The organism is Streptomyces buecherae (assembly GCF_014295035.1).
Taxonomy (GTDB): domain Bacteria; phylum Actinomycetota; class Actinomycetes; order Streptomycetales; family Streptomycetaceae; genus Streptomyces; species Streptomyces youssoufiensis.
Genome location: NZ_CP060404.1, coordinates 5,705,846 through 5,726,825, shown reverse-complemented (window position 1 = coordinate 5,726,825; position 20,980 = coordinate 5,705,846). Strand labels below are relative to the sequence as shown.

The 20,980-nt window shown below is 74.5% G+C and carries 10 protein-coding genes; 6 read left to right on the top strand and 4 right to left on the bottom strand.

Going from position 1 to position 20,980, the window contains the following annotated elements:
• Window positions 1–302: 302 nt before the first annotated feature.
• The 3 genes from prfB to H7H31_RS22570 all read right to left on the bottom strand — a co-directional run bounded on the left by prfB (window position 303) and on the right by H7H31_RS22570 (window position 4,983).
• Window positions 303–1,409, bottom strand: coding sequence for a peptide chain release factor 2 (prfB, locus tag H7H31_RS22580; protein WP_187059663.1), 1,107 nt, complete (start codon window positions 1,407–1,409; stop codon window positions 303–305).
• A gap of 191 nt (window positions 1,410–1,600) precedes the next feature.
• Window positions 1,601–2,902, bottom strand: a complete 1,302-nt coding sequence (locus tag H7H31_RS22575; protein WP_187059709.1) for a serine/threonine-protein kinase — start codon at window positions 2,900–2,902, stop codon at window positions 1,601–1,603.
• Between the two features lie 359 nt (window positions 2,903–3,261).
• The gene (locus H7H31_RS22570; RefSeq protein WP_187118062.1) at window positions 3,262–4,983 is read right to left on the bottom strand and encodes a serine/threonine-protein kinase; all 1,722 of its coding nucleotides are present in this window, start codon (window positions 4,981–4,983) and stop codon (window positions 3,262–3,264) included.
• Between the two features lie 608 nt (window positions 4,984–5,591).
• Here H7H31_RS22570 and H7H31_RS22565 point away from each other — a divergent pair.
• From H7H31_RS22565 to H7H31_RS22540, 6 genes are all read left to right on the top strand, one after another.
• A complete protein-coding gene (locus H7H31_RS22565) occupies window positions 5,592–9,632 on the top strand; it encodes an FtsK/SpoIIIE domain-containing protein (protein WP_187060519.1) in 4,041 nt (1,346 codons plus the stop codon).
• Window positions 9,633–10,297: 665 nt separating this feature from the next.
• Window positions 10,298–11,734: an ABC transporter substrate-binding protein gene (locus H7H31_RS22560; RefSeq protein WP_187059708.1), complete on the top strand. Its 1,437-nt coding sequence runs from the start codon at window positions 10,298–10,300 to the stop codon at window positions 11,732–11,734.
• 21 nt (window positions 11,735–11,755) lie between these two features.
• On the top strand, window positions 11,756–13,237 hold the full coding sequence (locus H7H31_RS22555) for an ABC transporter permease (RefSeq protein WP_187118061.1): 1,482 nt from the start codon (window positions 11,756–11,758) through the stop codon (window positions 13,235–13,237).
• Window positions 13,234–14,115 carry a carbohydrate ABC transporter permease gene (locus H7H31_RS22550; RefSeq protein ID WP_187062738.1) on the top strand — a complete coding sequence of 294 codons (882 nt, stop codon included), beginning with the start codon at window positions 13,234–13,236 and terminating at the stop codon, window positions 14,113–14,115. Before H7H31_RS22555 ends, H7H31_RS22550 begins: the two co-directional genes overlap by 4 nt.
• A gap of 134 nt (window positions 14,116–14,249) precedes the next feature.
• Complete coding sequence (locus tag H7H31_RS22545) at window positions 14,250–14,747, top strand: FBP domain-containing protein (RefSeq protein ID WP_187062737.1); 498 nt, start codon at window positions 14,250–14,252, stop codon at window positions 14,745–14,747.
• 99 nt (window positions 14,748–14,846) lie between these two features.
• Window positions 14,847–15,752 carry a sigma-70 family RNA polymerase sigma factor gene (locus H7H31_RS22540; protein WP_187062736.1) on the top strand — a complete coding sequence of 302 codons (906 nt, stop codon included), beginning with the start codon at window positions 14,847–14,849 and terminating at the stop codon, window positions 15,750–15,752.
• A 112-nt stretch (window positions 15,753–15,864) separates the two neighbouring features.
• Here H7H31_RS22540 and H7H31_RS22535 read toward each other — a convergent pair whose 3' ends face one another.
• Window positions 15,865–20,937 (bottom strand): NAD-glutamate dehydrogenase, encoded by a 5,073-nt coding sequence (locus H7H31_RS22535; RefSeq protein ID WP_187062735.1) that lies wholly within the window; start codon window positions 20,935–20,937, stop codon window positions 15,865–15,867.
• Window positions 20,938–20,980: the final 43 nt, after the last annotated feature.

Below are 20,980 nucleotides of genomic sequence, written 5' to 3'. Positions count from 1 at the left end.
CCGCGCGCCAGCCTTCCCACTTATCCCATCACCGTCAAGGTCGTTCCGTGCGAGATGTCCGCCTTGCAGCGAGTTGGCGACCACCACGGGATGTAACCGTGACCTAAAGGCCGGCCGGGACGGGCCCGTTGACAGTCCGTCGGCCGGCGGCCAGGGGGCGACGGGCGGGAAACGAAAGGGCCCGCCGCACAGCGGACGGGCCCTTCGTGGGTGGAGCGGGGGCGGCGGATTCGCGCCGTACCCCTGGTCGACGCGGCGGCTCGCCGTGCCTCGGGGCGGCGGTGGCAGCGCGCCGTGTGGTGCTACTTCTCCTGCTGCTTGCGCCAGCGGATGCCCGCCTCGAGGAAGCCGTCGATCTCGCCGTCGAGGACGGCCTGCGGGTTGCCCACCTCGTGGCCGGTGCGCAGGTCCTTGACCATCTGGTAGGGGTGCAGGACGTACGAACGCATCTGGTTGCCCCAGGAGTTGCCGCCGTCGCCCTTGAGCGCGTCCATCTTGGCCTGGTCCTCCTGGCGGCGCCGCTCAAGGAGCTTGGCCTGCAGGACGTTCATCGCGGTCGCCTTGTTCTGGATCTGCGAGCGCTCGTTCTGACAGGAGACGACGATGCCGGTGGGGATGTGGGTGAGTCGCACCGCCGAGTCGGTGGTGTTCACGCCCTGGCCGCCGGGCCCGGACGAGCGGTACACGTCGATCCGCAGCTCGGACTCGTCGATCTCGACGTGGTCGGTCTGCTCCACCACGGGCAGCACCTCGACGCCGGCGAACGACGTCTGGCGGCGGCCCTGGTTGTCGAAGGGCGAGATGCGCACCAGGCGGTGGGTGCCCTGTTCGACGGAGAGCGTGCCGTACGCGTACGGGATCTGGACGGCGAAGGTGGAGGACTTGATGCCGGCCTCCTCCGCGTACGAGGTGTCGTAGACCTCGGTCTTGTAGCCGTGCCGCTCGGCCCAGCGCAGGTACATCCGCTGGAGCTGCTCGGCGAAGTCGGCGGCGTCCACGCCGCCGGCCTCGGCCCGGATGTTGACGAGGGCCTCGCGGGCGTCGTACTCACCGGACAGCAGCGTGCGGACCTCCATCTCGTCCAGCGCCTTGCGGACCGAGGTCAGCTCGGCCTCGGCCTCGGCGCGGGCGTCCGCGTCGTCCTCGGCCTCGGCCAGTTCGAAGAGCACCTCGAGGTCGTCGATCCGGCCGCGCAGTTCCTCGGTGCGGCGAAGCTGCCCCTGGAGGTAGGAGAGCTGGCTCGTCACCTTCTGCGCGTTGTCCGGGTCGTCCCAGAGGGACGGCGCCGCGGCCTGCTCCTCAAGCACGGCGATGTCGGTCCTCATCTTGTCCAGATCGAGGACCGCCTCGATCGACCCCATGGTGGAGGAGAGGGACTTCAGCTCTTCGGATACATCGACGACTGCCACACCCCCAGCCTAACGGTTACCCGACCCCACCCCGCCCGGCCGCGTACCCACCCCGGCCCGTACGCCTCTGAGCTGGAACGATGAACCGGCGGAGGCGGTGTGGGGCGCCGCGGCGGCGGTGCCGTGGGCCCGGCGGGCCGCTCACGCGTACCCCGGGGCGGACGCCCGGGGTACGCGCGCGGCACGCGGCGTCACGGAGTGCGCTCGGACTGGTGCACGCCGGGGGACTCGGTGTCCCCGCCGTCGTCGCCGCCGACCGCGAGGTAGCCCCCCACGCCCGCGGCGATGAGGGCGGCAGCGGCGGCGGCGCCGAGCTTGATCCGGCGGCGGCGCACCGCCTCCGGTTCCGAGCGGTGCCGGGCCGACCCGGCGCGGCGTTGGCCGCTGGCACGCGGGGCGCGGGCCGTGCCGTGCGCGCCGCCCGCCAGCTCGGCCGACGTCGGGGCCCGCATGCTGGTGTGGGTGTCGCGGCTGGAGTCGGCGACGGCGCCCGGCACCAGCGGCACCGCGCCGCGCCGGCGCGGCTCGCCGACCGGCGGCTGCGGGGCGCCGGCGCCGTTCTCGTAGTTCCCGTACCCGCCCTCGTACTCGCCCGACGACTCGTCGCCCGGCTCGTCGATGTCGAGCGGGGGCATGCCGGCGAGGCTGGGCAGCAGTTCGCGCAGCCGGGCGGCCAGCTCGGCGGCGCGCAGCCGGGAGGCCGGGGCCTTGGCCAGGCACTGGACGGTGAGCTGCCACAGCTCGTCCGGGATGCCGGGCAGCGGGGCCACGGTCTCGGTGACGTGGCGCCGCAGCACCGCGCCGGGGTGGCCGCCGCCGAATGGGGTGAAGCCGGCGAGCAGTTCGTACAACACGGTGGCCAGCGCGTACACGTCCACGCTGGCCCGTGGCGGGAGGCCCTCGATGATCTCGGGGGCGAGGTAGTCGGGGGTGCCGATGACGCTGTTGCTGCTGGCCGCGCGGGTGCCGGCGCCCTCCTTGGCGCGGTGTCGGCCCGGCGCGTCCACCAGGCGGGCCACGCCGAAGTCGGTGAGCAGCGCGGGGTGGGCGCCGCCGGGTCCGAGCGGGCCCTGCATGTCGAGGAGGACGTTCTCGGGCTTGACGTCGCGGTGCACGATCTGCGCGGCGTGGGCGGCGGCGAGCGCGTCGGCGACGTCGGCGACGATCGCGACGGCCGCCTCGGGGGCGAGGCGGCGTTCGTGGTTGAGCCGGGTGCGCAGGTCGGTGCCCCGGATCAGGTCCATGACCAGGGCGAGGTCGTTGCCGTCGATCACCAGGTCGCGCACGCCGACGACGTGCGGGTGGTCCAGGCTCAGCAGCGCGGCGCGCTCGTGCACGAAGCGGCCGACGAGTTCCTGGTCGGCGGCGAGCTCCTCGCGCAGCAGCTTGATGGCGACCGGCCCATCGGGACCCTCGCCCAGCCACACCGTGCCGACGCTGCCGCGCCCCAGGACCTGGCCTGCGGTGTACCGGCTACCGATCTTCCGTGCCAAGGCTGCTCCGACTGTCGTCTGAGGGTGTCCAACGGTTCGGCGGTTGAGCGGTGCGGCGAGCCCCGCCGACCGCCGTTGGGGCTCGGCCGCGCTCATCGCTTCAACGCCGTGCGCGGCACCGGCCGCGCGCCCCGACGCGCCTGGTCGGGTCAGCGACAAAGTTACGCGGCCGGTGGCCGGTTGCGGGGCTCGGAGCAGCCCAACTGTCCACTACGGGGTGATTTACACCGTTGGGGTGTCGACAAATCGCCACAGTCAGCGCGGGGTTTGGTATACGCGCCCCGTGGCCCCGCGCGCGCCTCGCCTCCGACCGGCTCGGGAGCCGGGGAGGCGAGGCGGGCGGAGCGGCGGGGCGGCGGTCAGCTCGGTCCGCCGAGGTCGGAGATCCAGTTCTTGACCTCCGTGACCCAGTCCTTGGTCGCCTGCCAGAAGCTCTTCCCGTCCGCGACCCAGTCCTGCAACGGCGTCAGCTCCCAGACCAGCCAGGCGCCGACGAACAGGATGATGATCACGAACAGGCAGCCCTTGAGGCAGCCGAGGCCCGGAATCCGCATCGCGTTGGCGCTGCGCTGGCGCGGCTCACGGCGCGCCGGCGCCGCGGGCTCGGGGGCCGGCGGCGGAGGCGCGTACCGCTGCGGCTGGGGCTGCTGCTGCCGCCGGCGCGGCTGTTGCGGCTGCGGGTGCTGGGGCTGCTGCGGCGGCGCGTACGGGGCGGGGGCCGGGCCGCGCTGCTGTTGCGGCGGGTAGGGCTGCTGGCCGTACGGCTGCTGCGGGGGCTGCTGCCGCTGCGGGGGCTGCGGCGGGCCGGGGCGGCGCTGGGGGCGGCGGCGCAGCGGGTCCTGACTCGGGTCGAGGTACTGGACCTGGGTCTGGTCGTTGCGGTCGCGGGCCGCGCGCATCTGGTTCTGCCAGGGGTGGTCGCCGTCGGGCTGGCCCGGCTGCCCGCCAGGACCCGGCGGCACCGGCGGCATGGCCCGGGTGGCGCCGTCGGCGCCGGCCGGGCCGGAGCCCGCGGGCAGCACCTGGGTCGGGTCGGCGTTCGGGCCCGGGGCGCCGGTGTGGGGCAGCACGCTGGTCGGGGCGGCCGGGTCGTAGCCGCCCGCGCCCGCCGACAGGACCTGGGTGGCGTTGTCGTTGCCGCCGGTGTCCGGGACCTGGGCCGGGCTCGGGTCGGGGGCGAGCAGCGCGGCGACGCCGAGCGCGGCCTCGGCCTGCGTGGGCGAGGCGTGCACGCCGACGCCGGCGGCGACGGTGCGCAGCGCGCGGGCCAGGCTCTCCGCGCTGGGCCGCTCCTCCGGCCGCTTGCGCAGGCAGCGCTCTATGCAGATCCACAGCGGCTCGGGCACGGTCGACGGCCGGCGCGGCTCCTCGCTCAGGTGCCGGTGCAGCACCTCGAGTGCGGTGTTGCCGGCGAACGGGGGCCGGCCGGTGACCAGTTCGTACAGCAGGATGCCCGCGCCGTAGATGTCCACGGCGGAGGTCTGCGGCCGGCCCTCGGCGGACTCGGGCGCCACGTACGAGGGGGTGCCGACGAACTCGTGGGTGCGGGTCAGGCCCGGGGAGTCGGCGAGGCGCGCGATGCCGAAGTCGGTGAGCATCGGGTGCATCTGCTCGCCGTCCGGGCCCGTGGCGACCAGCACGTTGGCGGGCTTGAGGTCGCGGTGCACGACGCCGTCGGCGTGGCTGGCGGCGAGCGCGTCGGCGATCTGCGCGGTGAGCAGGGCCGCGGCCACGGGCGTGAACGGCCCGTTGGTCTGCAGGTACTTGTGCAGGTCCGGGCCCTCGACCAGGTCCATCACCAGGGCGAGCAGGTCGCCCTCGACGACCAGGTCGCGGGTGCGGACGATGTTCGGGTGGGTGAGCCGCAGCAGCACCGAGCGCTCGCGCAGGAAGCGCATGACGATCTCGGGGTCGTGCGCCAGCTCCTCCTTGAGGACCTTGATCGCAACCGTCTCGCCGGGCTGCCCGGCCACGGCGGCCTCGGCGCCCGCCGCCTCGCGCTGGCGGGCCCGCCAGACGGTGCCCGTGGCTCCGCGTCCGAGCGGCTCCTCTAGCAGGTACTTGCTGCCTACCGGCCGCACGTCATGCGCTCCCTGATCGTGGTCAACCTGATCGTGGTCTGTGTCCCAGCTCCGTGGCCCTGTGCTCGGCCGCCCGCCCACTCTAGTGCCGCGTCAGCGACCGCTGAGGAGCCGCTGGCCGCACCCTGGCACGCTGGGCTCCGAGGGAAGACGCGGGAAGTGGCCGGATGGTTGCCATCCGGACGACCCGCCGCGCGGCGACCGGCCCCCGGTGACAGGGGGCGACCCGCGCCGGCCCGGCGTTCCCGAGCCGGCCGAGAACGGCGTGATCTGGCCAGCTAGCGCCGGTGGCCTCCGACGTCCCGGCGGCCCGGCGGCCGGCGGGCGTCGGGGGGTCCGGGCGGTCGCCACCGGCCCTGTGGGGCGGTCGGGCCGGTCGCCGGGCCGTTCGTACGCGGATGGTTTTGGCCAACCCGGGGGCCGATCAAGATCGCGTAGCGGCGGTCGCCAGGCGCGTTGTCAGTCGTGGATGCGAGGATGCACGCAGCACATGGGGGGCGGGAGGAGGGGCCCGTGATGTGTGTCCTGTACGTGCTGACGCGCCTGGGGGCGGTGGGGGGAGCAGCTTCCCCGCCGGGCATCCGGGGCAGAAGGGACCGCTGGCGGCGATGCAGATCCGGTTGACCGTCCTCGGGCCGCGCAGCGGCCTCCCCGGCCACCAGGCGCACGCCTGCGACGTCCTCGTCACGGCCCCCGTCGGCACCGCGTTGGCCTCGGTGACCAGCGGTCTCGCGGCGGCGGTCGCGGCGGCCGGCGCCGACGTGGGCAGTGGCACGGTGGCGGTGTACGCGGGGGCCGAGCGGCTCGACGCGCGGCGCTGCGTGCTCGGCGAGCCACCGCTCGTGGACGGCGCGGTGCTCGCCCTGCAGGCCCCGGCCGCCCCCGAGGAACAGCCGCACCCCTACCCCGCCCTGTGCTCCGCCGCGCCCGCCCGGCTGCACGTGGTCGCGGGCCCGGACGCGGGCGGTGTGCACCTGTTGCACGGCGGGCAGGCGCGGATAGGCCGCTCCGGCGACGCCGACGTGCCGCTGGACGACCCGGACGTCTCCCGCGCGCACTGCGCGGTCTCCGTCGCCGACGACGGCCGGGTGACGGTGGTCGACCTCGGCTCGACGAACGGCACCCACCTCGACGGCATGCCCGTCGGCAACCAGCCGGCCCCGCTGTCCCCCGGCGCGCTGCTGCGCATCGGCGAGTCCGCGCTGCGACTGCACGCCCCGCCGCCCGGGTTCGCGCCGCACGGCGAGCCGGCCGGCGCCGGCCGGCCGGGCACCGGACAGGCCGCCGGTCAGTACGCGGCGCAGGCGCCCGCCGGCGCCACGGGCCAGCCCGCCGGCTGGGGCGCCGGCCCCGCGCCGCTGGCCACCCAGCCGGACGGCGAGGGCCACCTGCGGGTCGCGCCGGGCGGCCGGACGCCCGCCGAGCCGACGGCCGGCGCGCCCGCGGCCCACCCCGGAGCGGGCCCGCACGCCGCGGCGGGCACCCCGTCGCCGGCACCGGACGGCGGGGCGGCCGACGCGCCCGGCGCGTACGGGTACGACGGGTACGGCGGGCCGGGACAGCGGCCCGGCGAGCGGAGCGCCGCGGTGGCGCCCGCCCCGAACTGGGCGTACGACGCCGCTTCGGCCGGCGCGGAGGCCGAGGCCGGCCGTGGCGCGGCGCCGACGGCGGACCCGAGGGGCCTGCCCGGCGGCGCGGGTCCGACCGGGTACGCGATCGGCGCGGGCGGCCCGGTGCGTCCCGCCCCCGGCGACCCCGGCGCCACCCGCCGGATGACGCGCCCTGGCGCGTCCCCCGCCGACGGCCCTGGTCGCTGGCCGGGCCCCGACGCCCCCGACGGCTATGACGTACCGACGCACTCCGGCGACCTGCACGCCCCGCGCACCGAGCGCCGGCGCACGGGCCTGGGGGCGTGGGCGCGGCGGCTCGCCGGTGGTGGCCGGGTCGTCGAGCGCGCGGAGTCCGGGGACGGCTGGGGCGCGGACCCGGCCGAGGTCGTGCGGGAGGCCGTCGCGGCGGCCGAGGCGCTCGACCAGCGCTGGCCCGACCCGTCCGCCGTGCTGCTGACCGCGCTCGGCCCCGACGTACGGCTGTGGGAGCGCACGCCGTGCCATCCGGACGCGCTCGTGGTCCGGCTCGGCACGGCGGACCAGCCGCTCGCGGGCGCGCCCGGTGGCCCCACCGTGTTCGCGCCGGTCGCGGTGAGCCTGCGGGAGGCCGGGGCGGTGGGCCTGGCCGGGCCGCGCGCCCGGCTGGCCGGCCTGGCCCGCTCGGTGATCGCGCAGTTGGCCGCCGCGCACCCGCCCACCGCCCTGGAGATCGTGCTGATCAGCGCCGACCGCCAGCGGCCCGTCGAGGAGCGGCTCGCCGACTGGTCGTGGCTCGGCTGGCTGCCGCAGGTGCGTCCGGTGCACGGCCAGGACTGCCGGCTGCTGCTCGCCTTCGACCGGGACCAGGCCGCGGCCCGGGTGGGCGAGTTGGTGCGGCGCCTGGACGACGGCCCGCTCGGCCCCGGCTGGATCACCGCGTCCCCCTCGGCCGTGACCGCCGCTGCCAAGCGGCACACCGGGCCGCACACGGTGGTCATCGTGGACGGCGAGCCCGGCCAGCGTTCGGTGCGCGAGCGGGTGGCCCGCCTCGCGGCGGGCGGCCCCGCCGCCGGCGTCCACCTGCTGTGCCTGGCCGAGGCGCCGCCCGCGGCGACGGGCGCGCCGCTGTCGGCGAGCTACGAGGCGGCGCGCTCGGCCTCGTCGCTCATCGCCGAGTGCGGCGTCGTGGCGCTGCTCAGCGGCGACGTCGCGACCGAGCTGAAGGTGCTGCACCGGGGCTGGGACGGCGACCCGGGGCGCGCGCACGCCCCGAGCCCGCCGCCGCTCGCGCCCCGGCCCGGGGTGCCCAGCAGCGACTGGTTCGCGGCGCACGGCCTGCCCGCGCAGTCCGCCCTCGCTACCGGCGGCGGCCAGAGCGGTCAAGGTGGCCAGGGCGGTCAGGGTGGCCAGGGCGGTCACAGCGGCCAGCGACCGGCGGCAGCCGCCGAGTACGCGGGCGGCGAGTTCGGCGGCGGCGCGGGCACCACCGGCCCCACGGGCCTCGCCACCCCGCGCGCCACGCCGAACACCGGGCCGGGCGCGCCGAACTCGGGCGGCGGCGGGGCGAGCCCCGACGGCGCCGCCGACGCCGGCTCGACCGCGCCCGAGGCGACCGGCGTGGTCCGGACGGCCACGGTGGACGCGGTGTCGCTGGCGTGGGCCGAGCGGTTCGCGCGTGCGCTGGCACCGCTGCGGCCCGTCGACGCCGCGGCCGGCGGCCTCGGCGGCCCGGCCCGGGCGAGCGCGCCACTGCCCGACAGCACCCGACTCCTTGACGAACTCGGCCTCGCGCGGGCCACGCCGGCGTCCCTGATGGCGCGCTGGGCCGCCGCGGCCGACGAGGTCGCGCTTGGCGGCCGGACGCTGGCGGTGCTCGGCGCCGGCCCGCGCGGGCCGCTCGCCATCGACCTCGCGGCCGACGGTCCGCACCTGCTCATCGACGGCGCCCCCGGCACCGGCAAGACCGAGCTGCTGCGCTCGATCGCCGCCTCGCTGGCCGCCGCCGAGCGCCCGGACCGCATGTCGCTGGTGCTCGTGGACGGCGGCGGCGTGGAGCGCGGCGAGGGGCTGCGGCCGTGTACGGAGCTGCCGCACGTCTCGACGTACCTGGCCGCCTCCGACCCGGTGCGGATGCGCGAGTTCGCGCAGGCGCTCAGCTCCGAACTCAAGCGCCGGGCCGAGCTGCTCGGCCGCGGCGACTTCCTGTCCTGGCACGCGGAGAACGCCGCCGCGCCCCAGGTCATCACGGACCGCAGACCGATGGACGCGCCGGACCCGGCCGCGGCCGGCCCCGGCGCGTTCGGCGAGCCCGAGCAGTCCGGCCACGCCGACCCCGCCGGCCAGCCGGGCCAGCTCGACGGCCGCTGGGGGGCGGGGTACGCGCCGGACGGCGGCCTGGAGAGCCCGGCCAGCGGCACGCTCAAGCTCCGCACCCAGCCCGTCGACGGCGGCCAGGGCGGCGCCGGCGTGGCCGCCAGCGCGGGCCCGTCCGCCGGCGGTGAGCAGCCGGCGGACCCGTACGAGCCCGGCGCGATGCCCCGGCTCGTGGTGCTGGTGGACGACTTCGACGCGCTGGTGGCCCCCGCGCTGGGCAGTACGGGCCGGCCGTCGGCCGGGTCGGTGGTGCGCGCGCTGGAGGCCGTGGCCCGGGACGGCGCGCGCCTCGGCGTGCACCTGATCGCCGCGTCGGGCCGGCCGGACCGCACGGCGGACACGGTCGCGGTCGAGCGCGCGGGTCTTCGGGTGCTGTTGGAGCAGCCGTCGGGCAGCGTCCGCAACGCCGTGGAGGGCCTGCCGAACCCCGGTCGGGGCCGGCTCAAGCGGCCCGACGACGGCGGCGCGACCCCCTTCCAGGCGGGCCGCGTCACCGGCCGCATCCCTCGCACGGCGACGGCCAGGCCCACCGTGGTCCCGCTGGACTGGGAGCGGATGGGCGACCCGCCGACCCGCCGGCCGCTGCGCGAACTCGGCAACGGCCCGACCGACCTGGCCCTGCTGGCCAGCGCCTTGCAGCGGGCGGCCCAGTCCACCGGCGCGCCCCCGGCCCCGCCCCTGATCTGAGCCCGCCGCCCGCCTCTCGGCCCACGGCCCATGCCGGGTCGGGTGGGGCGGGCGTGCGTGCGGGCCCTGGCGTGCCGGCCCCGGCTCGGCGTGGGGGCCCGGCTCGGCGTGCGTGGCCCAGTTCGGCGTGGGTGCCCCTCCCCAGCTCGGCGAGCGGGGCCCGGTTCGGCGTACGCGACCGGCCCGGCGTACGTGGCCCGGCCCGGCGTACGTGGCCCGGCCCGGCGTACGCGCCTGGGCGGGTGCGCCGGCGCGGGGGAACCGGCTGCGCGCCCGGCCCAGCAACCAGTCAACCAACCCCCATACGCCGAGTGACGGGTCCGGCCGCGGCGGCCCGGGAGAAGCGGGCCGGGGGCGGAACCGGCGCGGGTCGCGCGGGCCCCTCGTCTCACCCGCGCACCAGTGGTTCTCCAGGGCCCCTCCAGCGGCAGACGGCACGCCAACTCCGCTGGTCAGCACGGGATATGGGCTTAACGGGCACGGCGGGCATCGAAGATCACGGCACCATCACGATCAGCCGTCCGACGCCGATGCACGTATTGCGGCCGGCGGTAACACGGCGTAGGACTGTCGACACCGGGCACGGCCGGAGAAGCGGAGCGTGTCGACGTACGACGGCCGTCCGCGGGGGCCGAGCACACCGGGGGCACGGGAGGGACGGCGAAATGCGGCTCACACGCCATGCACCACGACACGAGGGGCGCACGGCAGTCGACGACGAACGCGCGGCGCACGCCACGGCGCGCGGCGCCGGTCGGCGACGGGCGGGGCGCGGCGCGCTGGCGCTGACCACCACGCTCGCGGTGATCACGACCCTGCTCGGGGTCGCCGGCTGCGGCGCCGAGGACGAGGACAGCGCGAGCACCGCCCCGATCCCCCAAACGGTGCGACTCCCCCGCCTCGACGGGCAGAAGCTCCAGGTCACCGCCGTGTGGACGGGCACCGAGCAGGAGAACTTCAGCAAGGTACTGGCGGAGTTCGAGCGGCGAACCGGCGCCGAGGTCTCCTTCGTACCCAGCGGCGACGACATGTCCGCCTACGTCGGCTCGAAGATCGCGGGCGGCCAGCCGCCCGACATCGCGATGCTGCAACAGGTCGGCGTGCTCCGCGAGTTCGCCGCCAAGAAGTGGATCAAGCCGATCGGCGAGGCCGGCCAGGCCCAACTGCGGAAGAACTTCGCGCGCGGCTGGCAGGACCTCGGCTCGTACGAGGGGACGCCGTACGGGGTCTACTTCAAGGCCAGCAACAAGTCCCTCATCTGGTACAACACCCGCGCCTTCGACTACGCGGGGGCCAAGGAGCCCGGCACCTGGAAGGAGCTGATCGAGCAGGCGCGCCTGGTCTCGGACTCGGGCGTGCAGCCGGTGTCGGTCGGCGGCGCGGACGGCTGGACGCTCACGGACTGGTTCGAGAACATCTACCTCTCGCAGGCCGGCCCCGAGATGTACGACAAGCTGTCCACGCACGAGATCAAGTGGACCGACCCGTCCGTCACCCGGGCGCTGACGACGCTGGCCGAGCTCTTCGGCGACGAGGACCTGCTGACCGACGGCAAGGAGGGCGCGCTGCGCACGGAGTTCCCGCAGTCGGTGGCCAAGACGTTCGCGGGTGGTGAGCCGGCGGCGGCGATGGTCTTCGAGGCGGACTTCGTCGCCGCCAACGTCGCGGACGCGGGCGCGGAGCTGGGCACGGACGCGAAGGTCTTCCCGTTCCCGGCCGTCGGGGACAAGGCCCCGGTGGTCACCGGCGGCGACGTCGCCGTGGCGCTCAAGGACACCAAGGCGGCGCAGGCCCTGCTGACCTTCCTGGCCTCGCCGGACGCCGCCGCGGTCTGGGCCCGCGAGGGCGGCCTGATCTCCGCCAACACCAAGCTCGACCTGGCCACCTACCCCAACCCCGAACTGCGCGGCATCGCCGAGGCGCTGATCAAGGCGGGCAACGACTTCCGCTTCGACATGTCCGACCAGGCGCCCGCGTCGTTCGGCGGCAAGCCCGCGCAGGGCGAATGGAAGGCGCTCCAGGACTTCCTCAAGAACCCGAAGAACATCTCGGGCATACAACGCCAGTTGGAGAAGGACGCCGCCAAGGCGTTCTCGGACTGATCCGGCCGAGGGACCCACACCATGTCGACCCCGCCAGCGGGCGGCGCAGCCCAGCCGGGCCCGCGCCGCTCGTCCACCCCGAAGACCCCCGCGGACGCCGCGGGAACCACGCCGGGCGCCGCCGCGCCCGCCCCGGACCCGACCGCCCCCGACCCCGCCGCCGCGCGCGGGAGCGGCAAGCCCGCGCCGCGCGGCGGCGTCAGGCGATCCGCGCGGCGCGGCGTGGCCGGCAGCAACCCGTGGCTGGCGGCGCTGTTCCTGCTGCCCGCGCTGGTGCTGCTGGGCGCGCTCGTCGTCTACCCGATCGTCTACTCGCTGCGCCGCAGCTTCTTCGACGCGGCGGACAAGGACTTCGTCGGCCTGGACAACTTCCGGGAGATGTTCACCGACGACGCGATCCAGCAGGCCGTCACCAACAACGTGATCTGGATCGTGGTCGCGCCGCTGGTGGCGACCGCGCTCGGGCTGATCTTCGCCGTGTTGACCGAGCGCATCCGCTGGGGCACCGCCTTCAAGCTGCTGGTCTTCATGCCGATGGCGATCTCGATGCTCGCGGCGGGCATCATCTTCCGGCTGGTGTACGAGCAGGACCCGGACCGGGGCGTGGCCAACGCGCTGTGGGTCAGCGTGCACGACACCTTCTCGGAGCCGGCCCCCTTCGAGCGGGCCAACCCCGGCCGGCAGTCGCCGCTGACCGAGGCGTCCGACGGCACGATCAGCGACCCGAGGACGCTGCGCGCCGGCAGCCCGGTCCACATCCCGCTGGTCGGCATCCCGCGCGACCAGGTGGACGGCGCGCAGGAGGCGGCGCGCGCCGAGCGGACCCCCGGCAAGGTCACCGGCACCGTGTGGCGCGACTTCACGCGCGGCGGCAAGGGCACCGCGAACGAGATCGACGCGGGCGAGGAGGGCCTGTCCGGCATCACGGTGCAGGCGGTCAAGGACGGCTCGGTGGTGGCCAGCGCGACGACCCGCGGGGACGGCACGTTCGAGCTGTCCACGGCGGCCGACGGGGCGACGCTGCGGCTGCCCGGCTCCAACTTCCAGGCCCCGTACAACGGCGTGGACTGGCTCGGCCCCACGCTCGTGACCCCGGCGATCATCGGCTCGTACGTGTGGATGTGGGCCGGCTTCGCGATGGTGCTGATCGCCGCCGGCCTGGCCGGGCTGCCACGGGAGCTGCTGGAGGCCGCGCGGATGGACGGCGCGAACGAGTGGCAGGTCTTCCGGCGGATCACGGTGCCGATGCTGGCGCCGGTGCTCGGGGTCGTCCTCGTCACGCTGATGATCAACGTGTTGAAGATCTTCGACCTCGTCTACATCATCGCGCCGGGCGCCAGCCAGGACGAGGCCAACGTGCTGGCGCTCCAGCTCTACAAGTCCTCCTTCGGCACCGACGTCAACCAGGGCGTCGGCAGCGCCATCGCCATCTTCCTGCTGTTGCTGGTGCTGCCGCTGATGTACGTCAATGTCCGCCGCATCCGAAGGGAGCGCCGTCGATGACCAGTACGGAATCCGTCGTACGGGCCAAACAGTCGCTCGCCACCCGTGTCGCGGCCCGGGCCGGGGGCGCGGGGATGCGGTTCTTCCTCGTCGTCGTCGGGCTGCTGTGGCTCACGCCCACCGCCGGGCTGTTGCTGTCCTCGCTGCGCGACCCGGCGGAGGCGGACCTGACCGGCTGGTGGAAGGTCTTCACCGACCCCTCGCAGCTCACCCTGGACGGCTACGACCAGCTCCTGCACAACGAGGTGGTCACCGACTCGCTGCTGACCACGGCGCTGATCACCATCCCGGCCACCGCCCTGGTGGTGCTCATCGGCGCGCTGGCCGGCTACGCCTTCGCGTGCATGGACTTCCCCGGCCGCGACTGGTGGTTCCTGCTGGTGGTGGGGCTGCTGGTGGTGCCGGTGCAGGTGGCGCTGATCCCGGTGTCCAAGCTGTTCGGCGAGATCGGCATCTTCCAGACCACCACCGGCGTGGTGCTCTTCCACACCGCCTTCGGGCTGCCGTTCGCGGTCTTCCTGCTGCACAACTTCTTCGCGGAGATCCCCCGTGAGCTCCTCGAGGCGGCCCGCCTGGACGGCGCGGGCGAGCTGCGGCTGTTCTTCCGCGTGGTGCTGCCGCTGGCGGGCCCGGCCATCGCGTCGCTGGCCATCTTCCAGTTCCTGTGGGTGTGGAACGACATGCTGGTGGCCCTGATCTTCGCCGACAGCGGCGACCCGCCCATCACGGTCGCCCTCCAGCAGCAGGCCCGCCAGTTCAGCAACAACCTGGACGTGCTCGGGCCCGGCGCCTTCATCTCGATGGTCGTCCCGCTGGCCGTGTTCTTCGCCTTCCAGCGACAGTTCGTCTCGGGCGTCATGGCGGGGGCGGTGAAGTAGCCCCCACCAGGCGGTCCCCGGCGCCCCGCGCGGCGCCACCCCGGCCCCGGGCGGGAGCGCCCGGGGCCGGCCCGCGCCTGGTCAGGGCGTAAATGGTGCGACAGCCCGGCTCGGCCGCTGTTAGCTTCGCGTACATGCTTGCGGTCGGTGAAAAAGAAATTCGAGCCTCCTTCGTCAACTGTTCCAAGGGAGAGGCCAGCCGGCTGAACCTGCCCCGGAACCTGGCCGAGCAGCCCTGGGACGACCTGGACTTCCTGGGCTGGCGCGATCCGGGCGCACCGGACCGCAGCTACCTGGTCATGCCGTACCAGGGCCAGCTCACCGGGGTCACGCTGCGCGTCCCACAGGGCCCGCGGAAGAGCCTGACCAAGACCAACCTCTGCACCCTGTGCCTGACCTCACACCCCGGCTCCGGCGTCACCCTGCTGGCCGCGCGCAAGGCGGGCGCGGCCGGGCGGCAGGGCAACACGGTGGGCGCGTACATCTGCGGCGACCTGGCCTGCTCGCTGTACGTGCGGGGCAAGAAGAAGCTGGAGCTCGCCCAGCGCTTCGAGGAGTCGCTGACCCTTGAGGAGCAGATCGACCGCCTGGTCGGCAACACCGAGGCGTTCCTGGCCCAGGTCTTCGGCTAGGCGTGGCACCCCGCGCCGGTGGTCGCGTGCGCGCCCTGTCACACTCGCCGCGCCCCTTCCGTCATACCCCTGACGGAACGCGACGGGAGAATGTGACCGATGGACGAACGTGAACGCCTGGCGCGGCGCTTCGAGGCCGAGCGGCCCCGGCTGCGGGCGGTGGCCTACCGGATGCTGGGCTCGCTCAGCGAGTCGGACGACGCCGTGCAGGAGACCTGGCTGCGGCTCCAGCGGTCCGGGGCGGACGGGGTGGACAACCTCGCCGGCTGGCTGACGACCGTGGTGGCCCGGGTCTGCCTCGACATGCTGCGGAGCCGTACGGCGCGGCGCGAACAGCCGCTGGAGGGGCAGCCCGCCCCCGATCCGGTGGTGGACGGGGCGGACGGCGTCGACCCGGAGCACCAGGCGCTGCTCGCGGACGCGGTGGGGCTCGCGCTGCTCGTCGTCCTGGACACGCTGGCCCCGGCCGAGCGGCTGGCGTTCGTGCTGCACGACATGTTCGGGGTGCCGTTCGACGAGATCGCGCCGCTGGTGGAGCGCACGCCGGCGGCGGCGCGGCAGCTCGCGAGCCGGGCCCGGCGCCGGGTGCGCGGCAGCGACCTCGCGCCCGAACCGGACCTGACCCGGCAGCGCACGGTCGTGGACGCCTTCCTCGCCGCGTCGCGCGGCGGCGAGTTCGACGCGCTGGTCGCGCTGCTCGCGCCGGACATCGTGCTCCGCGTCGACCTCGGCGCCACGGCCGGCGTCCGCGAGGTGCACGGCGCGGCGGCGGTCGCCGGGCAGGCCCTGACCTTCGCGCGCGCGGCGGGGGACACCGTGCCGGTGCTGGTCAACGGCCTGGCGGGGACGGTCTCGCTGGTCGACGGGGTGCCGCGCTCGCTGCTCAGCTTCACTGTCCGGGACGGCCTGGTCCGGCGCATCGACATCCTCGCGGACCCGGCCCGCCTCCAGCACCTCGACGTGGCGGCGCTCCGCGTCGACCGGCCCGAGGCGCCGGGGGCGTAGCGCCGGCGTACGGGCCCGCGGGCGCGGGCGGACGCGCCGAGGGGCGGTACGGGATTCCCGTACCGCCCCTCGGTCACCGCTTGCCGTAGCGCCCTACCGCCTACCGGCAGCCTCAGCCGTGCGAGCGCAGCAGCGTGCGCATGGTCCGCATGGCCACCGACAGGTTGGCCAGGTCGAACGCGTCCGACCCGTGGATCTCCTCCAGGGTGCTGCGCGCCCGGCCGAGCAGCGCCGCGTTCTTCTCCTCCCACGCCTTGAACCGCTGCTCCGGCGTGGAGTTGCCGTCGCCCACCGAGAGGATGTCGGAGGTGAGCGCGGCGTGCGCCGCGTACAGGTCCTCGCGGATGGAGGCGCGGGCCATGGACTGCCAGCGGTCGGCCCGCGGCAGCTCGATGATCCGGTCCATGAGCTGGGTGATCCGCAGCCGGTCCCCGAGGTCGTAGTAAACCTCCGCGACGGCCAGCGGGTCCTTGCCGGTGCGGTCCGCGATGGCGACGATGTCCAGCGTCGGGAAGGCGGACGAGAAGCTCGCCACCCGCGACGCCAGCTCCTCCGGCACGCCCGCCTGGATGAGTTCCTCGTTGATGCCCTGGTACCACTCCAGGTCGGCGCCGCGCAGCAGCTTCGGCAGGGCGGCCCACACGGTGGCGACCCGCTCGCTGAAGAAGGCGATGGTCTCGGCCAGCTCCAGCGGCTGCGGCCGGTTGTTGAGCAGCCAGCGGGTGCCGCGCTCGACCAGTCGCCGCGAGTGCAGCCGGACGCGGGTCTGCACGTCGGCCGCGACCACGTTGTCCAGCGCCTCGACCTCGTCCCACACCCCGGCGAGCCCGAAGATCTCCCGGCCCGCGGTCTGCGCGCGGACGACTTCCTCGGTGGAGGCGCCGGTCTCCTCGCGCATCCGGTGCAGGAAGGTCGAGCCACCCGTGTTGACGGTGTCGTTGACCAGCACGGTCGTGATGATCTCGCGGCGCAGCGCGTGCGCGTCGATCTGCTCGGCGAAGCGCTCGCGCAGCGGCTGCGGGAAGTAGGCGTGCAGCAGCCGTTGCAGGTACGGGTCGTCCGGCAGGTCGGTGGAGACCAGCTCGTCGGCCACCGTGATCTTGATGTACGCGAGGATCACGGCCAGCTCGGGCTGGGTGAGACCGCGCGAGGAGGCCAGCCGCTCGCGGATCTGCCGGTCGGTCGGCAGGAACTCGAGCTGCCGGTCGAGCTGGCCCTCGCGGCCGAGCCGGCGCATGAAGCGCTGGTGGGCGTGGAGCAGGCTCGGTGCCTGGGCGACGGCGTTGGCCAGCGCGGTGTTCTGCGCGTAGTTGTTCCGCAGCACCAGGGTGCCGACCTCGTCGGTCATCTCGGCGAGCAGCTTGTTGCGCTGCTTGACGGTCAGGTCGCCGTTGGCCACCACCGAGTTGAGCAGGATCTTGATGTTGACCTCGTGGTCCGAGGTGTCCACGCCGGCGCTGTTGTCGATCGCGTCGGTGTTGATCCGGCCGCCGGTGGCCTGGTCGTCGGCGTCGCGGGGCCCGCCGACGCTGGCGAACTCGATCCGGCCGAGCTGGGTCAGGCCCAGGTTGCCGCCCTCGCCGACGACCTTGACCCGCAGGTCCTGGCCGTCCACCCGGATTGCGTCGTTGGCCTTGTCGCCCACATCCGCGTGCGATTCGAGCGAGGACTTCACGTACGTGCCGATGCCGCCGTTCCACAGCAGGTCGACGGGGGCCTGCAGGATCGCCTTCATCAGCTCGGCCGGGGTCAGCTTGGTGACGCCGGCCGCGATGCCGAGGGCCGCCCGCACCTGGGCGTTGATCGGGATCGACTTGGCGCTGCGCGGGTGGATGCCGCCGCCCGTGGACAGCAGCGAGCTGTCGTAGTCGGCCCACGAGGAGCGCGGCAGCTCGAACAGGCGGCGGCGCTCGGCGTAGGAGACGGCCGCGTCCGGGTTCGGGTCGAGGAAGATGTGCCGGTGGTCGAAGGCGGCCACCAGCCGGATGTGCTCGCTGAGCAGCATGCCGTTGCCGAAGACGTCGCCGGACATGTCGCCGACGCCGACGACGGTGAAGTCCTCGGTCTGGGTGTCGTGGCCCAGCTCCCGGAAGTGCCGCTTGACCGACTCCCAGGCGCCGCGCGCGGTGATGCCCATGCCCTTGTGGTCGTAGCCGGCCGAGCCGCCGGAGGCGAACGCGTCGCCGAGCCAGAAGCCGTAGTCGACGGCGACCTCGTTGGCGATGTCGGAGAACGTCGCGGTGCCCTTGTCGGCGGCGACCACCAGGTACGTGTCGTCCTCGTCGTGCCGTACGACGCCCTCGGGGTGCACGACCTGCCCGCCGACCAGGTTGTCGGTGATGTCGAGCAGCCCGGAGATGAAGATCTTGTAGCAGGCGATGCCCTCGGCCAGCCACGCGTCGCGGTCCACCGACGGATCGGGCAGCCGCTTGCCGACGAAGCCGCCCTTGGCGCCGACCGGCACGATGACGGTGTTCTTCACCATCTGCGCCTTGACCAGGCCGAGGATCTCCGTACGGAAGTCCTCACGCCGGTCGGACCAGCGCAGCCCGCCGCGCGCGACCTTGCCGAACCGCAGGTGGACGCCCTCGACGCGGGGCGAGTACACCCAGACCTCGTAGGCCGGGCGCGGCGCGGGCAGGTCGGGGATGGCCTGCGGGTCGAGCTTGATGGACAGGTAGCTGTGCGGCTCGCCCGAGGTGGTCTTCTGGAAGTGGTTGGTCCGCAGCGTCGCCTTGATGAGGGTGAGGAAGGCGCGCAGGATGCGGTCCTCGTCCAGGCTGGCGACCAGGTCGAGTGCGGCGTCCAGCTCCTCCAGCAGCGCGTCGGTCAGCTCCAGGCCGGCCCGCTGCCGGTGCGGGGCCATCCGGGCCTCGAAGAGGTTCACCAGGAGCCGGGTGGTGTGCACGTTGTTGCGGAGGGTGTCCTCCATGTACGACTGGCTGAAGGTGGAGCCGGCCTGCCGCAGGTACTTGGCGTAGGCGCGCAGCACCATCGCCTGCCGCCAGTCGAGCCCGGCGCTGAGCACCAGCTCGTTGAAGTTGTCGTTCTCGGCCTGGCCGGTCCACACGGCGGCGAAGGCGTTCTGGAAGCGCTCGCGCGCGTCGTCGCCCTCGACCCGGTCGGGCATCCGCAGCCCGAAGTCGTAGATCCAGGCGGTGGACCCGTCGGAGCTGCGCAGCTCGTACGGGCGCTCGTCGACGACCTCGACGCCGAGGCGCTGGAGGACGGGCAGCACGGCCGACAGGGAGACCTGGCCGCCGCTGCGGTAGATCTTGAACCGGCGCTCGCCGGGGCCGGCGCCGACTGGCTCGTAGAGGCTGAGCGCGAACTCGCGCTCGCCGCCGGGCGCGGTCAGCCGCTCCAGGTGCTGGAGGTCGGAGACGGCGGCGCGCGGGGTGTGGTCGGCCTTGTAGCCCTCGGGGAAGGCGTTGGCGTAGCGGCGCAGGAGTTCGGCGGCGTGCTCCTCGCCGACCTCGGCGCTCAGCGCCTCGGCGAAGCCGTCGGCCCACGAGCGGGCGGCCTCCACGAGCCGGGCCTCGATGCGGTCGGCGTCGGCGTCGGTCAGGTCGGCCAGCGTGGCGCCGGGCGCGACGCGGATGACGAAGTGCAGCCGGGAGAGGATCGACTCGGTGTTCCAGGCCGTGAAGTCGACGCTGGTGCCGCCCAGCTCCTCCTTGAGGATGTCGATCAGCCGCAGCCGCACGCCGGTGGTGTAGCGGTCGCGTGGCAGGTAGACCAGGGCCGAGTAGTAGCGGCCGTACTCGTCCTGGCGCAGGAACAGCCGCAGCCGGCGCCGCTCCTGGAGGTAGAGGACCGAGGTGGTGATGGAGCGGAGCTGGTCGACCGGGGTCTGGAACAGCTCGTCGCGCGGGTAGGTCTCCAGGATCTGGAGCAGGTCGCGGCCGTCGTGGCTCTGCGGCGTGAAGCCCGCGGTGGACAGCACCTCGGCGACCTTGCGCCGGATGACCGGCACCCGGCGCACCGACTCGGTGTACGCGGCCGACGAGAACAGGCCGAGGAAGCGGCGCTCACCGACCACGTTGCCGTCCGCGTCGAACTTCTTGACGCCGACGTAGTCGAGGTAGGAGGGCCGGTGCACGGTGGCGCGGCTGTTGGCCTTGGTGAGGATGAGCAGCTTGTGCTCGCGGGCCTTGGCGCGGGCGTCGGCCGGCAGCCGGTTGAAGGAGGGCGAGCCGGGGCGGCCGTCGCCGGGCGCGGCGTGGTTGCCGTCCGCGGCGTGCGTGGGGTCGGAGCGCAGGATGCCGAGGCCGGTGCCCGGGATGGCGGTGAGGACGTCCTCGTCGACGCCCTCGTCGCCGGGCGCGGCCGTCAGCTCGTACTCGCGGTAGCCCAGGAACGTGAAGTGGTCGGCGGCCAGCCAGCGCAGCAGCTCCTGCGCCTCCTCCACCTCCTGCTCGCGCAGGTCGCTCGCGGTGGGCTCGTCCGGCAGCTCGTCGGCGATGCGCAGCGCGGAGTCGCGCATCTTCGTCCAGTCCTCGACGGCCTCGCGCACGTCGGACAGGACGCGCCGCAGGTCGGCGGTCATCTGCTTGAGGTCGCCGCGGTCGGTCTCGCGGTCGATCTCGACGTGGATCCAGGACTCGGTGACCGCGTCGTGCGGCAGGTCGCCCGGGGGCAGCGTCATGGTGGCGGCGGCCATGCCGGCGGCCGTCCCGCCGACCACGTTGGGCCCGGTGGCCAGCGTGATGCCGGGGGCCTCGCGCTGCGAGCCGAGCACCTCGAGGAGCTTGCCGGTCACATCGCGGCGCACCACGATCTGCGGGTGGATGACGACGTGGATGCCGCGTCCCTGACGGGACAGCTCGTTGGTGACGGAGTCGACCAGGAACGGCATGTCGTCCGTGACGACCTCCACCACGGAGTGGCTGCACGTCCAGCCGTTCTCCTCGACGGTGGGCGTGTGCACGCGCACGTTCGCGGTGCCCTGCGGGCGCGCCTGTGCCAGCCGGTAGTGGGAGAGCGCCGCGCCGAAGACGTCGACCGGGTCCCGGCCGCTGAGGTCCTCGGGCGCCGTATGCAGGTAGTAGCGCTGGAGGTACGCGCGAAGGGTCTCCGGATCGAGCCCTCGCTCCGGTTGCTGTGTATGGGCAGGGCTCTGCTCAGCGACCCGGGCGGCCCGTTCGAGCAGCTCGGCCTTGGCTTCGTCCAGCTTGGTCTGCATTTCCTCTGCTCCTGTCGCGCGCCGTTGCGTGACATCGATGTGC

Excerpts from the sequence above, each read along its gene's own strand:
- H7H31_RS22535 (WP_187062735.1), bottom strand. The coding sequence starts at position 20,937 with ATGCAGACCAAGCTGGACGAAGCCAAGGCCGAGCTGCTCGAACGGGCC.
- H7H31_RS22550 (WP_187062738.1), top strand. The coding sequence starts at position 13,234 with ATGACCAGTACGGAATCCGTCGTACGGGCCAAACAGTCGCTCGCCACC.
- H7H31_RS22540 (WP_187062736.1), top strand. The coding sequence starts at position 14,847 with ATGGACGAACGTGAACGCCTGGCGCGGCGCTTCGAGGCCGAGCGGCCC.
- H7H31_RS22555 (WP_187118061.1), top strand. The coding sequence starts at position 11,756 with ATGTCGACCCCGCCAGCGGGCGGCGCAGCCCAGCCGGGCCCGCGCCGC.
- H7H31_RS22545 (WP_187062737.1), top strand. The coding sequence starts at position 14,250 with ATGCTTGCGGTCGGTGAAAAAGAAATTCGAGCCTCCTTCGTCAACTGT.
- H7H31_RS22560 (WP_187059708.1), top strand. The coding sequence starts at position 10,298 with ATGCGGCTCACACGCCATGCACCACGACACGAGGGGCGCACGGCAGTC.
- H7H31_RS22565 (WP_187060519.1), top strand. The coding sequence starts at position 5,592 with ATGCAGATCCGGTTGACCGTCCTCGGGCCGCGCAGCGGCCTCCCCGGC.